This window comes from Pseudomonas sp. FW305-3-2-15-E-TSA4, assembly GCF_058787295.1.
The window spans coordinates 42,933-64,268 of sequence record NZ_JBYSZP010000027.1 but is presented as its reverse complement, the minus strand read 5'-3'; the positions used below and the strand labels follow the sequence as shown (position 1 = coordinate 64,268).

The window sequence follows — 21,336 nt, the reverse complement described above, 5'->3', positions numbered from 1 at the left end:
AAATACAAAACGCCCGATGCGGTGCATCGGGCGTTTTGAGACTGAAACAGGTGTAAACCTATTTCAGGACTAGACACCTGAGTTAACCGTGGCAGGTGGTGCCCGGTTTCAGGTTTTTGGTGGCTGCCGCGGCATCGAGTTGATCACCGGATCACCCTCGGTATTGCGCGTAAGGTAGACCGGCAACACCTTGGGCAGGGTGTTGACGAGGCCGCCGAGCTCTTTGATGTTGTAGACGCCGCCGACACGGATTGCGCCGGTACTGGCGTCGGCCAGTTTCAGCGGTTTGCTCAGGTAGCGATTGATCAGCGGCAAGGCTTCGTTGAGTGCCAGGTTGTCGAGTACCAGTTTGCCGCTGCGCCAGGCCAGGGCGTTATCGTTGGCGTAGGTCTGGCTGATCTGTGGCGTGTAGTCGCCATGCCGGTACTGCGCCTGCATGGCCGGCCCCAGGCGCAGACCGTCGCCGGGCAGGGCGGCGTTGCTGGTTACCAGCACCGAGCCTTCGATCAGGTTGACCCGCACTTGATCTTCGTAGAGCCAGACATTGAAGCGGGTGCCGGTCACACGGATCTTGCCTTCGCCGGCCCTGACTACGAACGGGTGGGAGAGGTCGTGGCTGACTTCGAAAAACGCCTCGCCTTTTTTCAGGGTGACTCGGCGTTCGTCCTTGTAATTGCTGAAGGTCAGCTCAGTGTTGAGGTTGAGCTCGACCTGACTGCCATCCTTCAAGGTGACCTGACGGACATTGTCGGTGGCTTCAAAGTGCTGATAGCTGTTGGGCAACCAGCCCAGATTCCAGCCGCTGTAAGCCGCCAGTGGCAAGGCCAGGGCGCAGACGCTCGCGGCAATTGCGTAGCGCCGCCAGGCGGGCACCGCAACGGTCAGCGGCACATCGAGCGTTGGGGGCAGCGACGGACGCGGCAGATGTTCGGCAACGTCCCAGATCTCCAGCATCGCTTCGTATTCGAATGCATGCAGCGGATGCGCATCGCGCCATTGCTCGAAAGCCAGACGCTCCTCGGCGGAGCAGTCTACGGCGTGCAGACGCATGCACCAGTGCGCGGCGGCATCGGTGATCGCATCGTATTCGGCTTCCGAGAGGGATTCTTGGGTCATTGACTCGTCCTGATTTGCTGCATTCTAACCTTGCGAGCCGGGTGCCGAGAACATCAGTCATGGCAATTGCCCATCAAAGTGGAACTTATTTTTCCGTGTGACGCCAAAATTCAGGACGTCTGACGTACATCATCCACAAATGGAGTGAAAAAATGATCAAAAAAACCTTAGCCGCTGCAATCGCCACCGCCGCTTTGTTCAGCGCCGGTGCCGCCATGGCTGATCGTCCCGGTGCGGGCTGGGTCACCATTGAAAAGGCTATCGAGATCGTGAAAACCAAGGCCGGTTACGTCGAAGTCTATGAAATCGAGGCCGACAATGACGGCTACTGGAAAGGCGAGGGGCGCAAGGCCGACGGTTCGGTATATGAGTTCCGCATCGATGGCGCCTCGGGCAATGTATTGCGTGACCAGAAAGACTGAGTTCACCCAGCGATAAACCATGCGCAGGCCAACCGCCTGCGCATTTTTTTTACCTCAGTTGAGCCCTCCGTGAGGTTGGGTTACCGGATCCAGCTGGCGGCCCATTTCGCAAATCAGGAAGGCGATCGAATCGGCATTGCGCAATATCGTGTCGATGCGTGGATGCGGGTTGGTCGGGCTGAGAAACGCCGTTCGCGCGTCCTCGAGATTCCTCGTCCCCGTGGTCTTGAGAACTTCCCTGCGCACATGTTCCATGCCCTCAAACTCGTCGATATCGAGCCACTCCTGAAGGTTGTCGCTCCAGCGCGAAAACAGCTCTTCACGGCGCGTGGACAGTGACAGTGCTTCGCGCTGAAATCGTGTCTGTACCTGTTTGCGGGCAGCTCCATAACCGGTCACCGTAGCAATCAGATCAGCAAACGGGCGCCGCGCTTCCAGGGAGGCAATGTCGACGGTCTTGCTGAACTGATGGGAAAACTCGTGGATCAGCGTCGCTGCCCGTGCATGCCCGTCAACATTGAACGGTTCGGTCAGGCCTGTGTTGTACCAATCCAGCCCTTGATTGAAGAACTTTTCGGTGAAATGGACTTTCTTGAGTAAATCGCCACCCAGTACAAAGGCGATTACACCCGAGCTGCTGTGTCTGTTCGAGCCGACCACAAAGCGACTGGTGTTCAACAGGTCTTCTGTTGGATCGACCAAGGCATCACAGATCGGCACGATGGCCTGCTTCAGCTTGTCGAGAATGTCGGCATCAATCCGTTGCACGTCAAAAAAAGACTTGAGAAAAGTATCGAGGCGGGTGCCCGGCACATAGTTTCTCAGCTGCGCAAGATTGTGCAGGCTGTTGAACGCGTAATGCCGGGCCAGATCAATTGCCTCGATCAACATGCGGGCTTTTTCCGGATGGCGGGCGCGGATTTCTTCCATGCCTTGCGCTTCGATATTCAGCATGTACCGCGCCTGGCGATGGGTGGCGTAATGGTTGAACATCGTCGACATGGCCTTGCCGAAATGCACGGTATGGCGATCCGGGTCCAGCACCAGTTGCCGGGAAGCGGTGTGTTGCAACACCGGGCCTGGCTGCTCGGCGCCCTTGATCTGCCAGACGGCTCCCGGCCGCTCCACGGGATAGACTTTGCCGGCGATAGGGGCGTAAGTCGCTTTGGTTGTCAGATCCTGATACGTGCCCTCGGCAGCATCGTGAGTCAGATCCTTCAGGGCGATAGTCGGAGCTTCGAATGTCTGCAGCGAGGTGCGCAGCGGATCGGTCGGCTTTGTCTGCGCAAGGACGGGGGCGCTCAGCGTGGTTGGCTGCGGTGGTTGCGGCGCTGCCACGGCTTGAGATTCCAGACGTGACTCCAGCGCCAGTCGCCCGAGACTGATCATCTGCGCTGCGCCGGCGACAAAGGTTTCCAGCGCACGTTTCCAGTGGTGATCCTGCAACGCTTCGGCCGAACCCATGAAGTCCTTGTAGCTTTGCCAGAGAAACTGCACATAGGCGAGTTTGCCCGGCAGCAGGCCCCGGATCTGCTGGATGCCGGAACTGAACAGGTGCTTCGCGGCGTCCCAATCCGCCTGCGCCGATGGCAGCGAATGGCTGCTCAGCAAGTGTGGCAACAAGGCCAGATTGTCGTCGAACAACTGCAGCAGCAAGTTGCCGTTGATCGGGGTGGTGGCCAGGGTCATCTCGCTCGTCTGGCCGCTGCTCGCCTTGAACAACGCGCTGAAGATCGAACGCTGACCTTCCGGCAAGCGGCGCAGCAGCAGGTCCTGCAGTGAGCCCGGCGTATTCAGCGCGGCGATCACTGCCGCCTCGTCCTCGAACTCACTGAATGCGTGTTCTCCATGGTAGGGCGCATAAAGCACCTGAGGGCCGGGTTTTTCCGCAGGGCCGATCAAGTACAGCCCCAGCGCCTTGATCGCGGATGCCCCGGCGGTCTTGATCAGCGCCAACGGCCGGACAATCGCATCGGCCCCTTGCACGGTCGCACGAGCGACGGCATCGGGCATGTCGAGCACCTGTGTAATCAAGTCGAAGGCTTTTGTCGACAAGCGTTGTTGCAGTTGTAACTGATGGGCATGTTGCAGCAGTTGCCAGGGTAGTTGCTGGATGAAACGCAGCTTGCGTTGTTCGGCGTCGACGTCATTCGCGGACAACACCGTGGTGATCTTATTGGCAAATGTTGTCGCAACGTTCAAGGACAACAGCAGGCTCCTGACCGCTTGTTGGTCGAGTCCGGTCGGCAGCGCCCGGTCGGTGCTCAAGCTGAGGGTGAATGCAGTGTCCTGGGCAGTATGCGCATGGTTCAAGGCGAAATCGGTCAGGCTCATTGCAGACCCGATCAGGCTCAGCGCGGGAGTGACGGTGATCTGTTCGGGGTCGAGATCCTGCCTGTGCAAGCGGGTGCTCAGCAGCGTCTTTAGGGTCTGCCGGATGTAATCACGCAAGGTTGGCAGCGCGTGGAGATAATCCTCATCGTCGATGACGCTGTGCCGCCACTGTTCCAGCAGCTCCAGATGCAACTGCTGATCTTCAAGCCTGGCCATTCCCAGCCAGGCAGGCAGTGAATGCTGCTTGCCGAGTGCCATCGCCAGAGCGCTGGCGCGTTGCAGGTTGGTCTCAACGACTTGCTCACTCAACGTCTTGAGGATCTGATTTTCCCGTGGCTTTGGCCATTGGAGGCCCCGCACCTGTTCACAGCGCTGGAGAAAATGTTCGATCATTGATTCGGTGCGATCCTGCAATACATTGCCGCTGATCAGCTGTAACCGTCCCAGCGTGTAGCTTTGATGGAACCTCTGGTGCTGTGGTGAAAGGTTTTCCAGCAGCACCAGGCGTTTTTGCGGATCCAGCAGCCGCTGGTTCAAAACCTGTCTGGCATGCTTGATCGAGCGGAAGACTTCCAGGCCCAGAGCCGGGGTCCACAAAATCGCGCGTCCGGAGTGCTGCGTATCGAGGCCACCGCGTTCCGTGAGCAGGACGCAGTTGGCCAGCGGCAGCACTTCGCTCTCACCGGCGACCTGTAACGTCAATGACCAGGCATCCGGCCGAATCCCGTTGAGTGCCTTGCGGCGGCTGCGATCCGGGTGATCCGGATTGAACACGGTGTCGACCAGGGTTTGCGCATGACGGCTTAGCGTTCCGTCCAGGACTCTCAACCGTGCTTCGCCATTGATGCCGACAGACAGGGCGTGCGCCAGCTTCGCTGCGATACCTTGCAGGTAGGTACGCTGCAGCGCTGTGACGGTCAACGGCTGGGCGGCGAAGTCTGCGGCGATGGTTGGCATGATGCTGGCGAACTTGCGCACTTCGGCTGCGGCGGTGTCCGCCAGCACCCTTGAAGGCAATGGGTTGCCGGTGAGCATCGGCCGGGTGCTCCAGCGCCCGCGAGCATCCAGGGTGACAAGGCGCTCGTGGAGCATCGAGCGGATGTCCAGGGCCTTATCGAACAGTGCGCGGATATCCACGACGCCGTCGCTGTGCCGGTACAACTGCAAGGCATAGTCGATGTTCTGTCGTTGCTTGGTGATGATCAATTCGAGCAGTACGCTGAACACGTCTCCGGCGATCGATTTGCCGGAAACCTGCGGCCGGTCGAAACCGAGGAAGCGCTGGCGCTCGTCGAGACTCAACAGATCGTAGAGTTCGTCTTCGTGCCCGGGGCTGGCGAACTTGCCGAGCAGCATGGATTTTAGATCTGCGTAGTCCTTGAGCACCTGCAAGCCGTGCGTCGGGGTATACAGGCAGCTTTCGGAATGGCCGATCATCAGCGCGCCGGCCAGCTCCACGAAGTTTGCCTGGTGCTCCCATAACCGCACGGTTTCCACGGCCGCGCGAGGTGCCAGACTTTCACTGAAACCCAGCGACGTCAGCAGGCTGTCGAATTGGCGCTGATCGATGATGCCAGCCTCGCGTTTGAGCAAAAAGTCCGCCAGCGCCTGCTGCCGAATGATCTGCGCCAATACGTCGCGCCGCGAGGCCCCTTCAGCACTGGGCCCATTCCAGTAGCGCTCCATTTGCTGGTACAGCAACACCAGCAGTTTGCCTGAAACCGTGGTGATGGCTGTTTCCCAGTGTTGCTGATCACTGGCCAGGAATGTCCGACTCGGGTGCGAAAACTCATGGGTCTTGCCAACCGGCCATCCGGTGTGGCGATAGTGCAACAGCAGCGCATCGCCAAGCGACAGCGCTTCAAGCCCGTGCCGTGAAGCAAGGTCGGTCGATGCCGGGCCGGTGGCAGTCGTGGTCGCGTACAGGTTCACGCGCGTGCGTGTCTGGTCGACGCCGCGCATCGTCGGCGTCAGAAGTTCGTCGGTAATGGTCTGAAGCAGGCTGCCAAGTTCGGGCAGTTGCATCAATTCATCAAGCATCGCTTGCGTGTTGAGCTGCTGGCAATGCTCGATGACTGCGTGTTGATCCTCGAAGATATCGCCCTCGACAAGCTGGTAGGTCACGCTGATGCCGTGCTGTTCTGCCAGTCGTTTGCGTTGGGAAAGGGCGAGGAACGCCAGCAGCCGGTCATCCTCGCTGGCGCTGTTCAGACTCTGTTCCAGGTGCGCGGTCAGGGCGGTGAGGCTGGCATGTTTTTTCAGCCCGGCGAAAGGTGTGTACAACAGGATCCCGTGATCATCAGGGGTGGCACTGAGTATGAAACTGCCGGCTAGAGGCACCGCTGGCGCACCATTGGTATTGAGCAGGATGCGCTGGGCAAGCATGGGCGGGGTCTGCTGACTGCGCAGTGCGTGGGTCGCCAGTTGCACGTGACTCAGCCATTGAAAGTCAGCAGTCGACAAGTGATGGAGATTGCCGAGTTCGCGCCACGATCCGGGGGAGTTGAGGATGGGCTGGAACAGCAGGGGAGGAATGGGAGCAGGCATCATCGGGTCTCGTTCAGGGCACCGTCCGGTGCACCGGTAAATTGAGACACGAGACTAAAGACCGGATCGATAACAGAGGTGGTACATAGTTACCGCACCAGCGGCAGCGCAATGTGCTAGCCGCGACAAGCCGGCACCACAACGGTTGACAGCACCCGTACCGGGCGTGGTTAATCGCTGGGCAAGCTGTTCGTACGCTGTTGTTCCCTCCAATAATTAGTCTGGAGCTTCAGATGTCTGCGCCACACGATTCCGTGTCTTCCCCCGTTGCGTCCACACTCTCGCTCGAAGCGCTGACGCAATTGCTTGAAAAGGTTTTCCTGCGCCACGGTACGTCGGCGTCCGTCGCCCGCACTCTGGCTGCCAACTGCGCCGGTGCCGAACGCGACGGTGCGCACAGTCATGGCGTGTTCCGTATCCCCGGATATGTTTCGACCCTCAATAGCGGTTGGGTCAATGGACAGGCTGTGCCGCAAGTCGAGGACGTAGCCTCGGGTTTCGTGCGAGTCGATGCCGGCAACGGTTTCGCCCAGCCGGCGCTGGCCGCTGCTCGTTCGTTGCTGGTGGAGAAGGCGCGCAATGCCGGGATCGCGGTGTTGGCGATTCGCAACTCGCATCACTTTGCGGCGCTGTGGCCGGACGTCGAGCCGTTTGCCGAAGAAGGGCTGGTGGCGCTCAGCGTGGTCAACAGCATGACCTGCGTGGTGCCGCATGGCGCCGATCGGCCGCTGTTCGGCACCAACCCGATTGCCTTTGCCGCGCCGCGGGCCGGTGGTGCGCCGATTGTCTTCGATCTGGCGACCAGCGCCATTGCTCACGGTGATGTGCAGATCGCGGCGCGCAAGGGCGAACGTCTGCCCGCCGGAATGGGCGTGGACGGTCTCGGTCAGGCGACGCAGGATCCGAAGGCCATTCTTGAGGGCGGCGCACTGTTGCCATTCGGCGGCCATAAAGGTTCGGCATTGTCGATGATGGTCGAGTTGCTGGCGGCGGCGTTGACGGGTGGCAATTTTTCCTTCGAGTTCGACTGGACGAACCATCCCGGGGCCAAGACCCCGTGGACCGGGCAGTTGCTGATCCTCATCGACCCAAGCAAATCCGCCGGGCAAAGTTTTGCCGAGCGCAGCGAAGAACTGGTGCGGCAGATGCATGGGGTGGGGTTGAAGCGCTTGCCGGGTGATCGTCGGCATTTGCAGCGCGCGCGGTCGCTGGCCGAGGGGATTGTGCTGGAGGAGCAGACGCTGGCGCAGTTGCGCGAATTGGCCGGGGAATAATTGTCAGATAACCCATGTGGCGAGGGAGCAAGCTCCCTCGCCACAGGTTTTTTGTCAGACGTCGATCAACGACGACCGAGCAACAAGCCCACCACCAGACCGAAACCGGCGGAAATCGCTACGGTCTGCCATGGATGGCCGCCAATGTAGCTCTCGGTGGCCTCGACCGCCGGTTTGGTGCGCTCACGCACGCTCGAAACAGAATCCAGCGCCTGTTGCAGTTTCAGGGCGATTTGTCCGCGCAGGGTCTCGGCTTCTTCGCCCACCAGTGAGGCGCTGCTCTTGAGCAGTTTGTCGGACTCTTCGATCAAAGCCTGAAGTTCGCTGAAGGCTTGATCCTTGATTTGGTCTTCGACGGCTTGCACGCGGGATTTGCGGGCCATTGGGTGACTCCTTGCAGATGGATGAACAATGATCAATGGAGTGTGGCGCTGACTGAAAAGTTGCACTGATTTTAGGTGCGAAAGAAAAACCTGCGCGGGAGATTTCCGCTGAGCGTGTAAGATGTCGCCATTTTACGCAGCAGGTATTTCCCCATGAGTTTCAATCTGGCCGACAAATCCCTCGCCGAGCGCGCTGCGCTGGAAGACGAGAAATCCCGTCTGTTCGAACTCTGGCAGAACAATCTGGGCAAAGCCAAAGGCGAAGCCGCGCGGTTGTTCGGCGAACGCTCCAAGCGCAAGGGCAAATGGGCCGAGTGGGTGCGCGCCGAGCTGGATGGCATGTCCCCGCCGGAATTCGCCAACATGGTGCGCAGTGAGGTCAATCGACTGATGGCAGCCAACAAGTAACACCCGCCTCAGTCCGCATTGAAACATCCGACAATCGCTTCACGCACCTTGATCACCACCGGATCGATCTGCGTGCTGGTGCGCCAGCCCAGTTCGATCGGGTAACGCGGCAGCGCCAGCGGGCAGGGCAGCAGCACCAGTCCGCTGAGCTCGGCAATGGCCTGAGCGGCATGGCGGGGGATGGTTGCCACCGCGCCGCTGCCCTTGAGCAGATGCGGCAGCGCGGCAAAGTGCGTGGTCGAGGCGCAGACCCGCCGGCTCAGACCCAGCGCCGCCAGGCCTTCATCGGTGATGCCGATAAAACCGCCCGAGGACACCAGAATGTGCTCGCGGGCGACGAACTCCGGCAAATCGATGTTCTGCTGGCCGGGCGCCAGACTGCCCGGATCGACCAGACACGCATAATCCCCTTCACCCAGCACTTGACGACTGAGCAGACGCTCGGCGAACCCACCGGCGGTGATCGCCAGGTCGATGCTGCGCTCCATCAGGGCGCGGGCGACGATCTGGCTGTGGGTCTGGCGGAAGATCAGGCGTAATTTCGGCGCACGGCGGGCAATATCTTCGATCAGGCGCCGGCCATAAGCGATTTCGAAATCATCCGACAGGCCCACGGTGACTGATCGGCCGTCATAGTGGTGGGCCGCCGGATCGACCATCGCCAGGCTCTGCCGACATTTGTTCAGCGCCTCGCTGACCACCGGTTTCAGTTGATTGGCCTTGAGCGTCGGCGCCAATCCGCGACCGGTGCGCACGAACAATTGATCGCCATACACCTCGCGCAATCGACGCAAGGCAGCGCTGACCGCCGATTGCGTCACACCCAGGCGCAGCGCCGCACGGCTGGCGCTGGACTCCTCATGCAAGGCTTCGAAGACTTTCAGCAGGTTTAGGTCGACGGTTGCGATATTCATTTGGCTCATATCATTCAGCAGTGAATCGGTGTTTATTCATGATCCCGCGCCGCCGCAGAATCGGCAACACTTGAACCCGATGGAGTGACCGCAATGCCCAAATCAATCGTCGCCGCCCTGCAGATCGGCGCCTTGCCCGGTGGCAAGGGTGAAACCCTAGAACAGATCCTCAGTTGGGAAGACGCGATCAGCGAGTCCGGCGCGGCACTGGTGGTGATGCCTGAAGCGTTGCTCGGTGGCTATCCGAAAGGTGAGGGCTTCGGCACGCAGTTGGGCTATCGCTTGCCCGAGGGGCGTGAGGCCTACGCCCGCTACTTCGCCAACGCCATTGATGTGCCGGGGGCAGAAACCGAGGCACTGGCCGGTTTGTCGGCGCGCACCGGGGCCAATCTGGTGATCGGCGTAATCGAGCGTGCCGGCAGCACGTTGTATTGCACGGCGCTGTATTTCGATCCGCAGGCGGGGCTGGTGGCCAAGCATCGCAAGCTGATGCCGACCGGCACCGAACGGCTGATATGGGGCAAGGGCGATGGCTCGACGCTGCCGGTGCTCGACACACAGGTCGGCAAACTTGGCGCGGTGGTGTGCTGGGAAAACATGATGCCGCTGCTGCGCACGGCGATGTACGCCAAGGGCATTGAAGTCTGGTGCGCGCCGACCGTGGACGAGCGCGAGATGTGGCAGGTCAGCATGCGTCACATCGCCCACGAGGGCCGTTGCTTTGTGGTCAGCGCCTGTCAGGTGCAGGCCTCGCCGAACGAGCTGGGCGTGGAAATTGCCAACTGGCCGGCGGATCGGCCGCTGATTGCCGGCGGCAGTGTGATTGTCGGGCCGATGGGCGATGTGCTGGCCGGGCCGTTGCGCGGGGAGGCCGGGTTGCTGACGGCTGAGATCGATACTGATGAGCTGGTGCGGGCGCGGTACGACTATGACGTGGTCGGCCACTATGCGCGGCCGGATGTGTTTGAGCTGAGTGTCGATGAGCGGGCCAAACCCGGCGTGCGTTTCACCGCATGACTTCGGGACTGACATATACCCTGTGGGAGCGGGCTTGCTCGCGAATGCGTCAGATCATCCAACATCATCGTTGAATGTTACACCGCTTTCGCGAGCAAGCTCGCTCCCACAGGGAGAGTATGTGCAGTGGGTTACCACGTCGCAGCAGTGGCCTTCGGCAAACTCAGCTTGCCGCTGTCGACAAATCGCATGGTGCCGAACACGCCGCCCGCGAGTTTGCCGCGCAGCACGTAGGGCAGGTTGTCGAGGGTTTGTGTCTGGCTCAGGCCGAGGGTCTGGCGCAGTACCGAGAACGCGGAAACGCTGACCGGCACGCTGACCACGGTTTCCGAGAAGCGCGGGATCGAGCCGACCTGATCGCTGACGCCCGAGGCCAGTGGACGGCCATTGACCTCCAGATCCAGGGCGATGCCGTTGTAATCGATGGCCGTCTCATTGGGGTTCTGCACCCGCAACTTGATCGCGAAACGCACTTCCAGATCCTGGCTCGGCAACGGTTCGAGGCCGACCACGTTGATGTTCACCGGATCGCGGTTGGGAAACAGCGCGCAGGCGCTCAGGGACAACAGCAGCAGGGACAGGATGACGGCGTGGACGCGGCGCATAAACAGTCTCTCAACGAAAAAGGGCTGAACCGTTGCCGGCTCAACCCTTTTTTCATGGCGCAGCGTCAGCGGTTCAACTGTGCGACCGCCGCTGCCGTTGCAGGTTCAGCTTTGGTCGGCAGATCGGGGTTTTCCATGACCTGCAGAATCGACGCTTCCGGATCGAAATCGTCTTCTTCCAGCTCAATGAATTCTTCCGGCAGGAAGATATTCAGCACGATAGCGCACAACGCACCGACGGTGATCGGCGATTCGAAGATGTTACGCAGCGCTTGCGGCAACTCGCGCAGCACTTCCGGCACAGCGGCGATGCCCAGGCCCATGCCCAGGGAGATCGCCACGATCAGCATGTTGCGCCGATGCAGGCCGGCCTCGGCGAGGATTTTGATCCCGGCCACGGCCACGGTGCCGAACATCACCAGTTCAGCGCCGCCGAGCACCGGTTTAGGCATCAGTTGCAGCACCGCGCCGATCATCGGGAACAGCCCCAGCAGCACCAGCAGGCCGGCGATGAAGAACGCCACGTAGCGGCTGGCCACGCCGGTCAACTGGATCACGCCGTTGTTCTGCGCGAACGTGACCATCGGCATGCTGTTGAACACCGCCGCCATCGCCGAGTTGAGGCCATCGGCGAGCAGACCGGATTTGATTCGGCGGATGTACAGCGGACCCTTGACCGGTTGCCGCGAGATCATCGAGTTGGCGGTCAGGTCACCGGCCGCTTCCAGCGGCGAAACCAGGAAGATCACCGCCACCGGCACGAACGCCACCCAGTCGAAATTGAAGCCGTACTTGAACGGCACCGGCACGCTGACCAGCGGCACTTCGGGCATCGAGGCGAAATCCACCGTACCCATCAGCCATGCGACCACGTAGCCGAGGGTCAGGCCGATGACGATCGCACCCAGGCGCAGAAACGGCACGTCGACGCGGTTCAGCACAACGATAGTGCCGATTACCAACGCGGCCAGAAACACATGGCTGGCGGCGCCCAGATCGGGCGCGCCGAAGCCGCCGGCAATGTCGGTCATCGCCACTTTGATCAGCGACAGGCCCATCAAGGTGATGATGGTGCCGGTGACCACCGGGGTGATCAGCATCCGCAGTTTGCCGATGAACTGGCTCAGCACCACTTCGATGAACGCGGCGAAAAAGCACACGCCGAAAATCGTCGAGAGGATTTCATCGGTGCCGCCGCCCCGGGCCTTGACCATGAACCCGGCGCTGAGAATCACGCTGATAAAGGAAAAACTGGTGCCTTGCAGGCACAGCAGACCGGAACCGACCGGGCCGAAACGCTTGGCTTGAACGAACGTGCCGAGGCCTGAAACGAACAGCGCCATGCTGATCAGGTACGGAATTTCACTTTGCAGACCGAGGGCGCCGCCCATGATCAGGGTCGGGGTGATGATGCCGACGAAGCTGGCCAGCACGTGTTGCAGCGCGGCGAAGACGGTGGCGGTGAGGTGCGGACGGTCGTTGAGGCCGTAGAGCAGATCGTTGTTGCGCGGGACTTTTTCAGAGGCGGTCATGGTGTTTTGCGCGCCGCGAGGCGGGGCCGGGTCAGAAAATGGAGGCGCAGGATGCCGGAAGAGGACGGCGAGGGCAACGAGCAAAAATTGCCTGAAAGGTCAAGAAACACGGGGTTTGAACTGGTTGCCGTTTCTGTGGTGAGGGGATTTATCCCCGATGGACTGCGTAGCAGGCCCAGCTCCTAAATACCAAAGAGCCGGGCCGCTTCGCGCCCATCGGGGATAAATCCCCTCGCTACAGGGTTATTTGCTGGCAGAAATTTTTCAGGTGAAGGCTGCGAGCAAATCCTCCTCAAACGCCTTCTGCGCATCCCCCGGCACCTGCGCGCGGTGCCGGGCCAGATGAAACGCCACTTCGAAACTCAATTCCCCAGGCCGCAGCGCGCGCAGCAAGCCCTTGTCCTCCCAGACGCGCGCGTAGTGATCGGGGAGATAATCGACATGCTTGCCGGAAAGAATGAAGGCGAGGGTGCCTTCGACCTGCTCCGAACGCGCAGAAAAGCGCTTGTCCGGGAACGGCTCGCCCGTGCGCATGAATCGATACGGATGATCCACCCGGTCGCAGGCCTGCAACGCCGCGTCATCCGGCGCATCGACGCTGAACAGCGGATGCCCCTGCGCGCAATACAAATGCTGGGTTTCCCGGAACAGTTCGCGGTAATCGAACGCGCTCTGCACCTGGGAGAAATAACCAATGGCCAAGTCCAGCCGCTGTTGCAGCAGCAGGCGCTCCATCTCGCCGGGCATCGCGCTGATCAACTCGATGCGCACCGACTCATCGCGCTCGCGAAAGCGCCTGATCGCATCCGCCACCCGCAGCAGCACCGACTGATCAACCGCCTCGGACAATCCCAGCCGCACCTCACCGATCAACCGTCCGGCAACGCCGTTGGATTGATGCCGGAACGTCTCGATGGATTGGAACAGGGCGCGAATGGCGATCAGCAGTTGCTCACCCTTGGGCGTGACGTTGAAACCGCCTTTGCCGCGGCTGCACAGGCGATAGCCGAGACGGGTTTCCAGTTTGGCCATTTGCTGGCTGATGCTGGACTGGCTCAGGCCCAGCTCACCTTGCGCCGCGCTGAAGCCGCCACATTCCACGACCCGCACAAACAGGCGCAGCAACTGCAAATCGAGGTCGTGAAGCTGACCGAGCATTACATTACTCCGGGATAAAGTCAGGTTAACAAACTTGATATTTCTGCAATGTATCCGACGGCGCATCCTGCCACCACTTCCTCCGGTCAGGTGTTCATCATGGCTCCCGTGTTCAAGCTGTGTTTTCCCGCGTTGTTGTTGTCCGTGGTCATCCAGGCACAGGCCGAGGATAAAACCCTCAATCTCTACAGCTGGGCCGATTACGTGCCGGCGCAGACGCTACAGCGTTTCGAGCAGGAGACCGGCATTCATGTGCGCTACGACACCTTCGATACTTCCGAGGTGCTGGAAACCAAACTGCTGACCGGTGGCAGCGGTTATGACGTGGTGGTGCCGTCGTCCAGCGTGCTGGCCCGAGGATTGGCAGCGGGCGCGCTGAAGGAAATCCCGCATGAAGGCCTCAAGGGTTACGCCAACCTTGATCCCGATCTGCTGGAAAAACTCGCCGCCGTCGATCCCGGTAATCGCTACGCCGTGCCTTATACCTGGGGCACACTCGGGTTGGGGCTGAACGTCGAGGCGGTGAAAAAGCGCTTGCCGGACGTGCCGCTGAACAGTCTCGATCTGCTGTTCAAACCCGAGTACGCCAGCAAGCTCAAGGACTGCGGGATTGCCGTGCTCGACTCGCCGCAGGAAGTCATCGGTCTGACGCTGCACTACCTCGGTAAAGATCCCTACAGCACCGACAAGAATGATCTGGCCGCCGCCGAAGCCTTGTTGCAGAAGCTCCAGCCGTCGGTGCTGTATGTCGCCACCGGCCGGCAGATCAACGATCTGGCCAATGGCAGTGTCTGTCTGGCGCTGACCTACAACGGCGACGTGAGCATGGCCGCCGATCAGGCGCACAAGGCCAACAAAGCCTACGAAGTCGCCTACCGGATTCCGCGCGAGGGCACGTTGATCTGGCAGGACAATCTGGCCATCCCCAAGGACGCGCCGAACCCGCAAGCGGCGCGGGCGTTCATCGAATTCATGCTGCGCCCCGATTCGGTGGCCGAGCTGACCAATACGCTGTTTTTCGCCACCGCCAACCAGGCCGCGACGCCGCTGGTGGATGAGGCGGTGCGCAACGATCCGGACATCTATCCGCCCGCCGAAATGCGCGAACGCCTGTACGCCGACCGCAGCATGAGTCTCAAGGACATGCGCCAGCGCACGCGTCTGTGGACCACTTTCCGTAGCCATCAATAACAAAAGGAGCACACCGATGGACGTGCCGATGCTCAATGACCAAGCCATGACCCGCGACAGCCTGTACGGCACTGCCGCCGAAAGCACCTACGCCGGGATCACCAGTTTCATGCGTCGTCGCTACAGCCGTGATTTGCGCGGCGTCGACGTGGCAGTCAGCGGGGTGCCGTTCGACACCGCCACCAGCAACCGCCCGGGTGCACGCTTCGGACCACGGGGGATTCGCGCCGCCTCCACCGGGATCGCCTGGGAACGGCACTGGCCGTGGGCGTTCGACCCGTTCGATCATCTGGCGGTGATCGACTACGGCGACTGCGATTTCGATTACGGCTCGCCGCACACCATTCCGGAAAGCATCGAGGCTCACGCCGAGCGTATTCTTGATGCTGGCAGCGCGATGCTGACGTTTGGCGGCGATCACTTCATCACTTATCCGTTGCTCAAGGCTCATGCGCGCAAACACGGCGCACTGTCGCTGATCCACTTCGATGCGCACAGCGACACCTGGCCGGACGAGGGCGGCAAACGTGTCGATCACGGCACCATGTTCTGGCACGCGGCCAGGGAAGGGCTGGTAGATCCGGCGCGCTCGGTGCAGATCGGTTTGCGCACCACCAATGACGATCATCAGGGCTTTGCCGTGCTCGACGCCCGCCAGGTGCATCGGCGTGGCTGCGAGGCGATTGTCGAGGCGATTCGCGCGCGGGTCGGCGATCACCCGGTATACCTGACGTTTGATATCGATTGCCTGGATCCGGCCTTTGCCCCGGGCACCGGCACTCCCGTGTGTGGCGGGCTGAGCACGGTGCAGGCGCTGGAAATCCTCGGCGGGTTGCGCGGGATCAATCTGGTGGGCATGGACGTGGTGGAAGTGGCGCCGGCTTACGACCATGCGGACGTGACGTCGCTGGCAGCGGCCACCCTGGCAATGGAAATGCTCTGCCTGTACGCCGCCCGACACAAAGTCGACCTTTAAAACACCGCAAAGCCAATGTGGGAGTGGGCTTGCTCACGAAAGCGGTGTGTCATTCAACGATGCTGCTGGCTGGCCTGACACCTTCGCGAGCAAGCCCGCTCCCACAAAAGGGCACCTGTTTTTCAGGGACATCGTGGCATACTGCCGCGCATGACTTTCGACTCTCCTTTAAGCGCCTGGCAACACGCGATCGAGCACAACGGTTTCATCCAGGATGAAGCCCAGGAGCATGCGGTCTGGGCCTTGCAAAAATGCCATGAAGCCTTGCACGCCGGTGCCCGTTCGGTCACTGGCGTGTATTTGTGGGGCCCGGTCGGGCGCGGCAAGACCTGGTTGATGGATCAGTTTTATCAGAGCCTGCGGGTGCCGGCCCGACGGCAGCACTTTCATCACTTCATGGGCTGGGTGCACCAGCGCTCGTTCCAGTTGACCGGCATCGCCGACCCGCTGCGAGCGCTGGCCAAAGAGTTGGCGGCGGAAGTACGGGTGTTGTGCTTCGACGAACTGTTCGTCAACGACATCGGCGATGCGATCATTCTCGGGCGGCTGTTTCAGGTGATGTTCGACGAAGGCGTGGTGGTGGTCTGCACCTCCAACCTGCCGCCGGATGAGCTGTACGCCGACGGCTTCAACCGTGATCGTTTTGTCCCGGCGATTGCCGCGATCAAGGTGCATATGCAAGTGGTGGCGGTGAACGGTGCCGAGGATCATCGCCTGCATCCGGGCGCGGGTCAGCAGCGCTACTTTGTCGCTGCGCCGGGACAGGGCAGTGCTCTGGAGCAGGTCTTCCAGTTACTCAACGCCGGGCAGCCCGCCAGCGCCGAGCCGGTGCCCGTCGGCCATCGTGTGCTGAACGTGGTGCAAGCCAGCGAATCGGTGCTCTGGTGCCGCTATGCCGATCTCTGCGAGCAACCATTTGCCGCGATGGATTTCATCGCGCTGTGCGATCGCTATCGGTCTATTCTGTTGAGCGAAGTGCCGAACCTCAGCGCGCGGAAACGCGAAGGGCGCATCGCTCGCGGCACGGAGGACGGCTCGGCGCAGGTGGTGGCCGGCGACCGTGAGTTGCCGCAACTGTCGGTGCACGACGACGGCGTGCGGCGCTTCATTGCGTTGGTCGACGAGTGTTACGACCGCAAAGTGCCGCTATACATTGAGGCGCAGGTGCCGATGGATGCGCTGTACACCGAGGGTTATCTGGAGTTCCCATTCCGGCGTACCCTCAGCCGTTTGCAGGAGATGCAGCTGCAGCGTTTTGCCGAATCCTGAGCGAAGAGGGCGCGAGTATGAGCCAACCGCTGTCGCATCATTTACTGACCATGGCCTACCAGAACGCGTGGGCCAATCATCGCCTGGGCAAAGCCTGGAATCAGCTCGACGCCACTGAGCTGGCGGCGCCGCGAACGAGCTTCTTTCCGAGTATCCGCCTCACCCTCAATCACATCCTGACGTGCGACTGGTTCTACGTCGATGCACTGGAACGCGAGTTGCGCGGTGACGAACCGCATCCTGATTGCTATGTGTTTTTCAACCATGACGAGCCGTTTACCGAGGCCGCAGCGCTGCGTGAAGAGCAGGCGCACGTCGATCGTCGACTGATCGCTTATTGCGAACAACTGCGCGATGCCGATCTGGGGCGGATCGTCACCATCGCCCGGGAAACGCCGCAGCATGACAGTCGCTTGCGTATGCTGTCGCACCTGTTCGAGCACCAGATTCATCATCGTGGGCAGGTGCACGCGATGCTCAGCGCGACCACGGTGAAACCGCCGCAACTGGATGAGTTCTTCTGCGCCGGCGAGAGCGGGTTGCGTGCTCAGGATTTTGCCGAGTTGGGCTGGACGGAAGAGTTGATCTGGGGACATTGATGTTTGAAAGTCAAAAGATCGCAGCCTGCGGCAGCTCCTACAAGTATTGTGGCGTCGCCTGAAAACAGTGATCCGACGATCTTTTGAATTCTCGGGTTGTGGCCCGCAACATCCTCGCGGTAAGGTCGAGCAGCCTTTCAGGCGCGCACCTTGCACGCCGGGGCCATGATCGGGGATGGAAATGGATTCCGCAGAAATTCTTGTGCTGCAAGCCAGTTACACCAATCCACTGCACGCCGAAGCCATCGGCATCGTGCTCAATCATTACGCAGAAGATCCCATGGGCGGCGGCCATTCGCTTGACCCGGAACTGTTGCGTCGCGTGCCGGAAGAACTTGCGCGCAGGCCTCATGCGTTCAGTGTGCTGGCGTTCGTCGGTGGCGAGCCGGCAGGGCTGGTGAACTGCTTTGAAGGTTTCTCGACGTTCGCCTGCAAGCCGCTGGTCAATGTCCATGACGTGGCGGTCGTGAGCAAATTTCGCGGCCTCGGCTTGAGTCAGAAAATGCTGCGCAAGGTCGAGGAAATCTGCCGCCAGCGCGGTTGCTGCAAGATCACCCTGGAAGTGCTCGAAGGCAACGAGGTGGCACACAACTCCTACCGCAAATTCGGCTTCGCCCCCGGCATGTTCGACCCGGAACATGGCCGTATGCTGTTCTGGATCAAGGATCTGCAGGCATAAAAAAAGGCGCCCCGGACAGGGCGCCCAACTGTCGTCTCCGAGGCCAGAGCGGAGCCATCGGAGGTCCATCGGTCGCTCGGTGAATCAGTCGCGATAAGACTCGGTGACTTGCGCGGTCTGATCGTTCGGAACCTTCAGTTCCGCTGCTTTGCTATCGGTCGGCTGTTCGCTTGGCGCGTGGTGGACCGGGAAGTTGTCGTAGTAATGCCGCATGCGTTCGGCGCCGCCCTCGGCAAAGGCGCTGGCGGAACCGAGGGCGAGTAGCCCGGCAAGAATGGCGGTGGTGGTTTTCATGGTGCCTCCTACTGAAAAACGTGGGAGCCGTTCGTCCATGAAGCAGATCTCGGGGCACAGTGTCCCGGCGGGGAATTAACTCGGGGTTAACAGCGGTGGTGAGGGGCTCTGACGGTATGCCCTTGGAAGAGTGGGGCCGCTTTGCGACCCGTCGGGGATGAATCCCCTCACCACAGGGGGGTGTTTGAACCGGTGCGCTCAGAGCTTCCAGTCCAGGCTCAAGGTCACCGTGCGCGGATCGCCCCAGTACACGCCGTTGTAGAAGCCGACGTTGTCGTAATACTTCTTGTCGAACAGGTTATCGACGTTCAGCGACGCCGACAGATGCCTGTCGAATTCATAGCGCGACATCAGCTTGACCACGGTGTAGGCCTCCTGGTTGATCCGCGCCGGTTCGGTGATGATCCGGCCGTTGGCGCCGTGCCCGACCGGGCGGTTGGCTGCGCCATAGACGTCGCTCTGCCAGTTCACCGCGCCACCCACGGTCAATGCGTGCCAGTTGCCCGGCAGGCGATAGGCCGTGGACAGCCGCAGCATGTTCAGTGGTTGAGCGGTGTTGCTGCGCTGTTTTTCGCCGTCGACGGAATGGGTGTAGGTGTAGCCGGCGGTCATGTTCCAGCCGCTGAGAATTTCCCCGGACACTTCGGCCTCGAAGCCATTGACCTTGTTACCCTTGCCGCCGGACTTGAAAAACTCCTCGCCGCTCACCGGGTCCGGGGGTACCGAGTTGTCACGCTCGGCGACGTTGTCCTGCTTGCTCCAGAACACTGCCGTCGCCAGGTTCAGGCGTTCGTCGAGCAGGCTGCCTTTGAGCCCGACTTCGTAGTTGCTGCCGATCACCGGGTCGAGGTAATTGCGGTTGCTGTCGCGCTTACTCTGCGGTTTGAAAATGTCGGTGTAGCTGGCGTAAACTGTGTACTCCGGCGTCAGGTCGTAAAGCAGGCCGGCGTAGGGTGTCCAGATATCATTCTGGCGTTGATGGGTGGCATCGGTGCTGGTCGGTTTTTGCTGCGCATCATAGTAGTAATCGGTGCTGGATTCGTCCCAGCTGCCATAGCGGCTGCCGAGTACTGCATGCAGCTCATCGGTCAGGCTCAGACGGGTGGCGAGATAACCGGCTTTCTGCCGGGTGATACCACGCGACCCCGGCAGACTGGTAACGGTATCGGCGAATTTGCCGATATCGCCCATGTATTTCCAGTCGCGGATCTTGCTGTAGTCGGCGGCTTGCGCAGCGTTGAAAGCATGGGGCGAAGTCGAGCGGTTTTCCGCCTCTCCATAGCCGAACATCATCTCGTGTTCGCGGCCGAACAACTGGTACGGCCCTGACAGGTTGAAGTCGTAGACGGCCATTTTCTGCGTGCCGAGCATGTGTCCCATGTAGGCCGTCATGCCGCTGCGGTCGGCTTCGGGATAACCGGCGCCGCCGTAATAGACCTTGCCGTCGGTATCGCTTTCGCGGTGGGTGTAGGCGGCCTTCAGCTTCCAGCCGTAACCCAGTTGCTGGTCAAGGGTGACAAACGCGGTCTTGTCCTTCAGCGGCCAGGAACTCCAGGACGTCGCCATGTTCGTCGACCGGCCGAGGCCAGCCTTGCTGCCGTCGACGTTCCAGTAAGGCACGGTGCCCCAGGAGGTGCCCTGAACCTGCTTGTCCTGATAGTCGTAGCCGACGGCAAGCACGGTGGAGTCGGTCAGATCAGCTTCGAGAATGCCGTAGCCGACCTCGCGCTGCAGCGCGTATTTGTCGCGGAACGACTGGCTGTCGCGATAGGCCAGCACCGTACGCCCGCGCAGCCGACCATCGAAGGCCAGCGGCCCGCCGACATCGACATAGCTGTAGTAGTTGTCGTAGCTGCCGCCACTGACTCCGGCCAGTGCCTGCCACTGGGCAGTCGGGCGCTTGCGCACCATGTTGATGGTGGCTGAAGGGTCACCCGCGCCGGTGGTCAGGCCGGTGGCGCCGCGTACCACTTCGATGCGGTCGTAGATGATGGTGTCCGAGTCTGACTTCATGCGCCCGAAGGTGTTGAGCATCCCGTCGATCTGGAAGTTGTTGATCGGGTAACCCCGCGCCGAATAGCTGACCCGATCCGAGTCGTTGTGTTGCACGACGATGCCGGTGGTCTGGCGCATGGCTTCGGACAAGGTACCGAGCTTGAAATCATCCATCTGCTGGCGCGTGACCACGGACACCGATTGCGGGGTTTCCTTGATCGACAGGTTCAGCCGCGTCGCGGTGCTCATCGCGCCAGTGGTGTAGGAATCAGTGTTTTCAGTGTTAACGCCGAGGCCTTCGGCGCTGACGCTGGTGGCGTCCAGTTCCAGCGCCTGGGCGGCGGATTGTGGCGCTGTTTCAGGATCGGTTTCAGCCAGCAGATCGGGACTCAACGCCATGCTGAACAAGCCGACAGTCAGGGTCATGGAACGGGTAATGGGCGCGAACATCGCAGCCGACTCCTTGTCTTCGAGGGAAAAAATCCATTGGTTCAAAGACGAGACGCAGCACGACGATTTAGTAACAAACAAGAAATATTATTATTTGGAGATATTTCCCGACTTCGCCGAGACGGGCGAAAAGCTGCTCACGGCGCTTGCCCAATAGACGGCGGCGGGTATGC

Annotated in this window: 19 protein-coding genes; 10 read left to right on the top strand and 9 right to left on the bottom strand. The window is 60.7% G+C overall.

The features are described from left to right. Positions 1 to 108 precede the first annotated feature (108 nt). On the bottom strand, positions 109 to 1,116 hold the full coding sequence (locus AC3WMV_RS27020; RefSeq protein WP_103368971.1) for a FecR family protein: 1,008 nt from the start codon (positions 1,114 to 1,116) through the stop codon (positions 109 to 111). A 152-nt stretch (positions 1,117 to 1,268) separates the two neighbouring features. On the opposite strand from AC3WMV_RS27020, the gene AC3WMV_RS27015 reads away from it, so the two are divergent. Beyond that, entirely contained in the window at positions 1,269 to 1,538 is a 270-nt protein-coding gene (locus AC3WMV_RS27015) for a PepSY domain-containing protein (RefSeq protein WP_007961867.1), read from the top strand. A gap of 54 nt (positions 1,539 to 1,592) precedes the next feature. On the opposite strand, the gene AC3WMV_RS27010 is transcribed toward AC3WMV_RS27015, so the two are convergent. Continuing rightward, positions 1,593 to 6,419: a hypothetical protein gene (locus AC3WMV_RS27010; RefSeq protein WP_409077724.1), complete on the bottom strand. Its 4,827-nt coding sequence runs from the start codon at positions 6,417 to 6,419 to the stop codon at positions 1,593 to 1,595. A gap of 233 nt (positions 6,420 to 6,652) precedes the next feature. Here AC3WMV_RS27010 and AC3WMV_RS27005 point away from each other — a divergent pair, with 233 nt between their 5' ends. After that, entirely contained in the window at positions 6,653 to 7,693 is a 1,041-nt protein-coding gene (locus AC3WMV_RS27005; RefSeq protein WP_103368973.1) for an Ldh family oxidoreductase, read from the top strand. A 65-nt stretch (positions 7,694 to 7,758) separates the two neighbouring features. On the opposite strand, the gene AC3WMV_RS27000 is transcribed toward AC3WMV_RS27005, so the two are convergent. Next, positions 7,759 to 8,076, bottom strand: a complete 318-nt coding sequence (locus AC3WMV_RS27000) for an ElaB/YgaM/YqjD family protein (protein ID WP_007961870.1) — start codon at positions 8,074 to 8,076, stop codon at positions 7,759 to 7,761. Between the two features lie 153 nt (positions 8,077 to 8,229). On the opposite strand from AC3WMV_RS27000, the gene AC3WMV_RS26995 reads away from it, so the two are divergent. After that, complete coding sequence (locus tag AC3WMV_RS26995) at positions 8,230 to 8,484, top strand: hypothetical protein (RefSeq protein ID WP_003224595.1); 255 nt, start codon at positions 8,230 to 8,232, stop codon at positions 8,482 to 8,484. Positions 8,485 to 8,492: 8 nt separating this feature from the next. On the opposite strand, the gene AC3WMV_RS26990 is transcribed toward AC3WMV_RS26995, so the two are convergent. Beyond that, positions 8,493 to 9,407: a LysR family transcriptional regulator gene (locus tag AC3WMV_RS26990; RefSeq protein ID WP_096797506.1), complete on the bottom strand. Its 915-nt coding sequence runs from the start codon at positions 9,405 to 9,407 to the stop codon at positions 8,493 to 8,495. Positions 9,408 to 9,491: 84 nt separating this feature from the next. Between AC3WMV_RS26990 and AC3WMV_RS26985 the strand changes: the two genes are divergently transcribed. Continuing rightward, a complete protein-coding gene (locus AC3WMV_RS26985; RefSeq protein ID WP_097089638.1) occupies positions 9,492 to 10,415 on the top strand; it encodes a carbon-nitrogen hydrolase family protein in 924 nt (307 codons plus the stop codon). A gap of 131 nt (positions 10,416 to 10,546) precedes the next feature. On the opposite strand, the gene AC3WMV_RS26980 is transcribed toward AC3WMV_RS26985, so the two are convergent. From AC3WMV_RS26980 to AC3WMV_RS26970, 3 genes are all read right to left on the bottom strand, one after another. Continuing rightward, positions 10,547 to 11,020, bottom strand: coding sequence for an LEA/WHy family protein (locus tag AC3WMV_RS26980; protein WP_007966053.1), 474 nt, complete (start codon positions 11,018 to 11,020; stop codon positions 10,547 to 10,549). Positions 11,021 to 11,085: 65 nt separating this feature from the next. Next, positions 11,086 to 12,552, bottom strand: coding sequence for a nucleobase:cation symporter-2 family protein (locus tag AC3WMV_RS26975; protein ID WP_103368974.1), 1,467 nt, complete (start codon positions 12,550 to 12,552; stop codon positions 11,086 to 11,088). A 264-nt stretch (positions 12,553 to 12,816) separates the two neighbouring features. Further along, positions 12,817 to 13,710: a LysR family transcriptional regulator gene (locus AC3WMV_RS26970; RefSeq protein WP_103368975.1), complete on the bottom strand. Its 894-nt coding sequence runs from the start codon at positions 13,708 to 13,710 to the stop codon at positions 12,817 to 12,819. A 99-nt stretch (positions 13,711 to 13,809) separates the two neighbouring features. On the opposite strand from AC3WMV_RS26970, the gene AC3WMV_RS26965 reads away from it, so the two are divergent. The 5 genes from AC3WMV_RS26965 to AC3WMV_RS26945 all read left to right on the top strand — a co-directional run bounded on the left by AC3WMV_RS26965 (position 13,810) and on the right by AC3WMV_RS26945 (position 18,424). Beyond that, positions 13,810 to 14,901, top strand: coding sequence for a polyamine ABC transporter substrate-binding protein (locus tag AC3WMV_RS26965; RefSeq protein ID WP_103368999.1), 1,092 nt, complete (start codon positions 13,810 to 13,812; stop codon positions 14,899 to 14,901). A gap of 16 nt (positions 14,902 to 14,917) precedes the next feature. After that, positions 14,918 to 15,877, top strand: coding sequence for an agmatinase (gene speB / locus AC3WMV_RS26960; protein WP_103368976.1), 960 nt, complete (start codon positions 14,918 to 14,920; stop codon positions 15,875 to 15,877). Between the two features lie 150 nt (positions 15,878 to 16,027). Further along, positions 16,028 to 17,146, top strand: a complete 1,119-nt coding sequence (gene zapE / locus AC3WMV_RS26955; protein ID WP_103368977.1) for a cell division protein ZapE — start codon at positions 16,028 to 16,030, stop codon at positions 17,144 to 17,146. 17 nt (positions 17,147 to 17,163) lie between these two features. Next, positions 17,164 to 17,745, top strand: coding sequence for a DinB family protein (locus AC3WMV_RS26950; RefSeq protein WP_103368978.1), 582 nt, complete (start codon positions 17,164 to 17,166; stop codon positions 17,743 to 17,745). Between the two features lie 181 nt (positions 17,746 to 17,926). Then, the gene (locus AC3WMV_RS26945; protein ID WP_103369000.1) at positions 17,927 to 18,424 is read left to right on the top strand and encodes a GNAT family N-acetyltransferase; all 498 of its coding nucleotides are present in this window, start codon (positions 17,927 to 17,929) and stop codon (positions 18,422 to 18,424) included. An 84-nt stretch (positions 18,425 to 18,508) separates the two neighbouring features. On the opposite strand, the gene AC3WMV_RS26940 is transcribed toward AC3WMV_RS26945, so the two are convergent. Both AC3WMV_RS26940 and AC3WMV_RS26935 read right to left on the bottom strand, forming a co-directional pair. Continuing rightward, a complete protein-coding gene (locus AC3WMV_RS26940) occupies positions 18,509 to 18,718 on the bottom strand; it encodes a hypothetical protein (RefSeq protein ID WP_097089648.1) in 210 nt (69 codons plus the stop codon). A 198-nt stretch (positions 18,719 to 18,916) separates the two neighbouring features. Next, positions 18,917 to 21,163 carry a TonB-dependent siderophore receptor gene (locus AC3WMV_RS26935; protein ID WP_103368979.1) on the bottom strand — a complete coding sequence of 749 codons (2,247 nt, stop codon included), beginning with the start codon at positions 21,161 to 21,163 and terminating at the stop codon, positions 18,917 to 18,919. Here AC3WMV_RS26935 and AC3WMV_RS26930 point away from each other — a divergent pair. Next, complete coding sequence (locus AC3WMV_RS26930; RefSeq protein ID WP_143503118.1) at positions 21,150 to 21,320, top strand: GPO family capsid scaffolding protein; 171 nt, start codon at positions 21,150 to 21,152, stop codon at positions 21,318 to 21,320. The two genes, AC3WMV_RS26935 and AC3WMV_RS26930, sit on opposite strands and share 14 nt — an antisense overlap. Positions 21,321 to 21,336 lie beyond the last annotated feature (16 nt).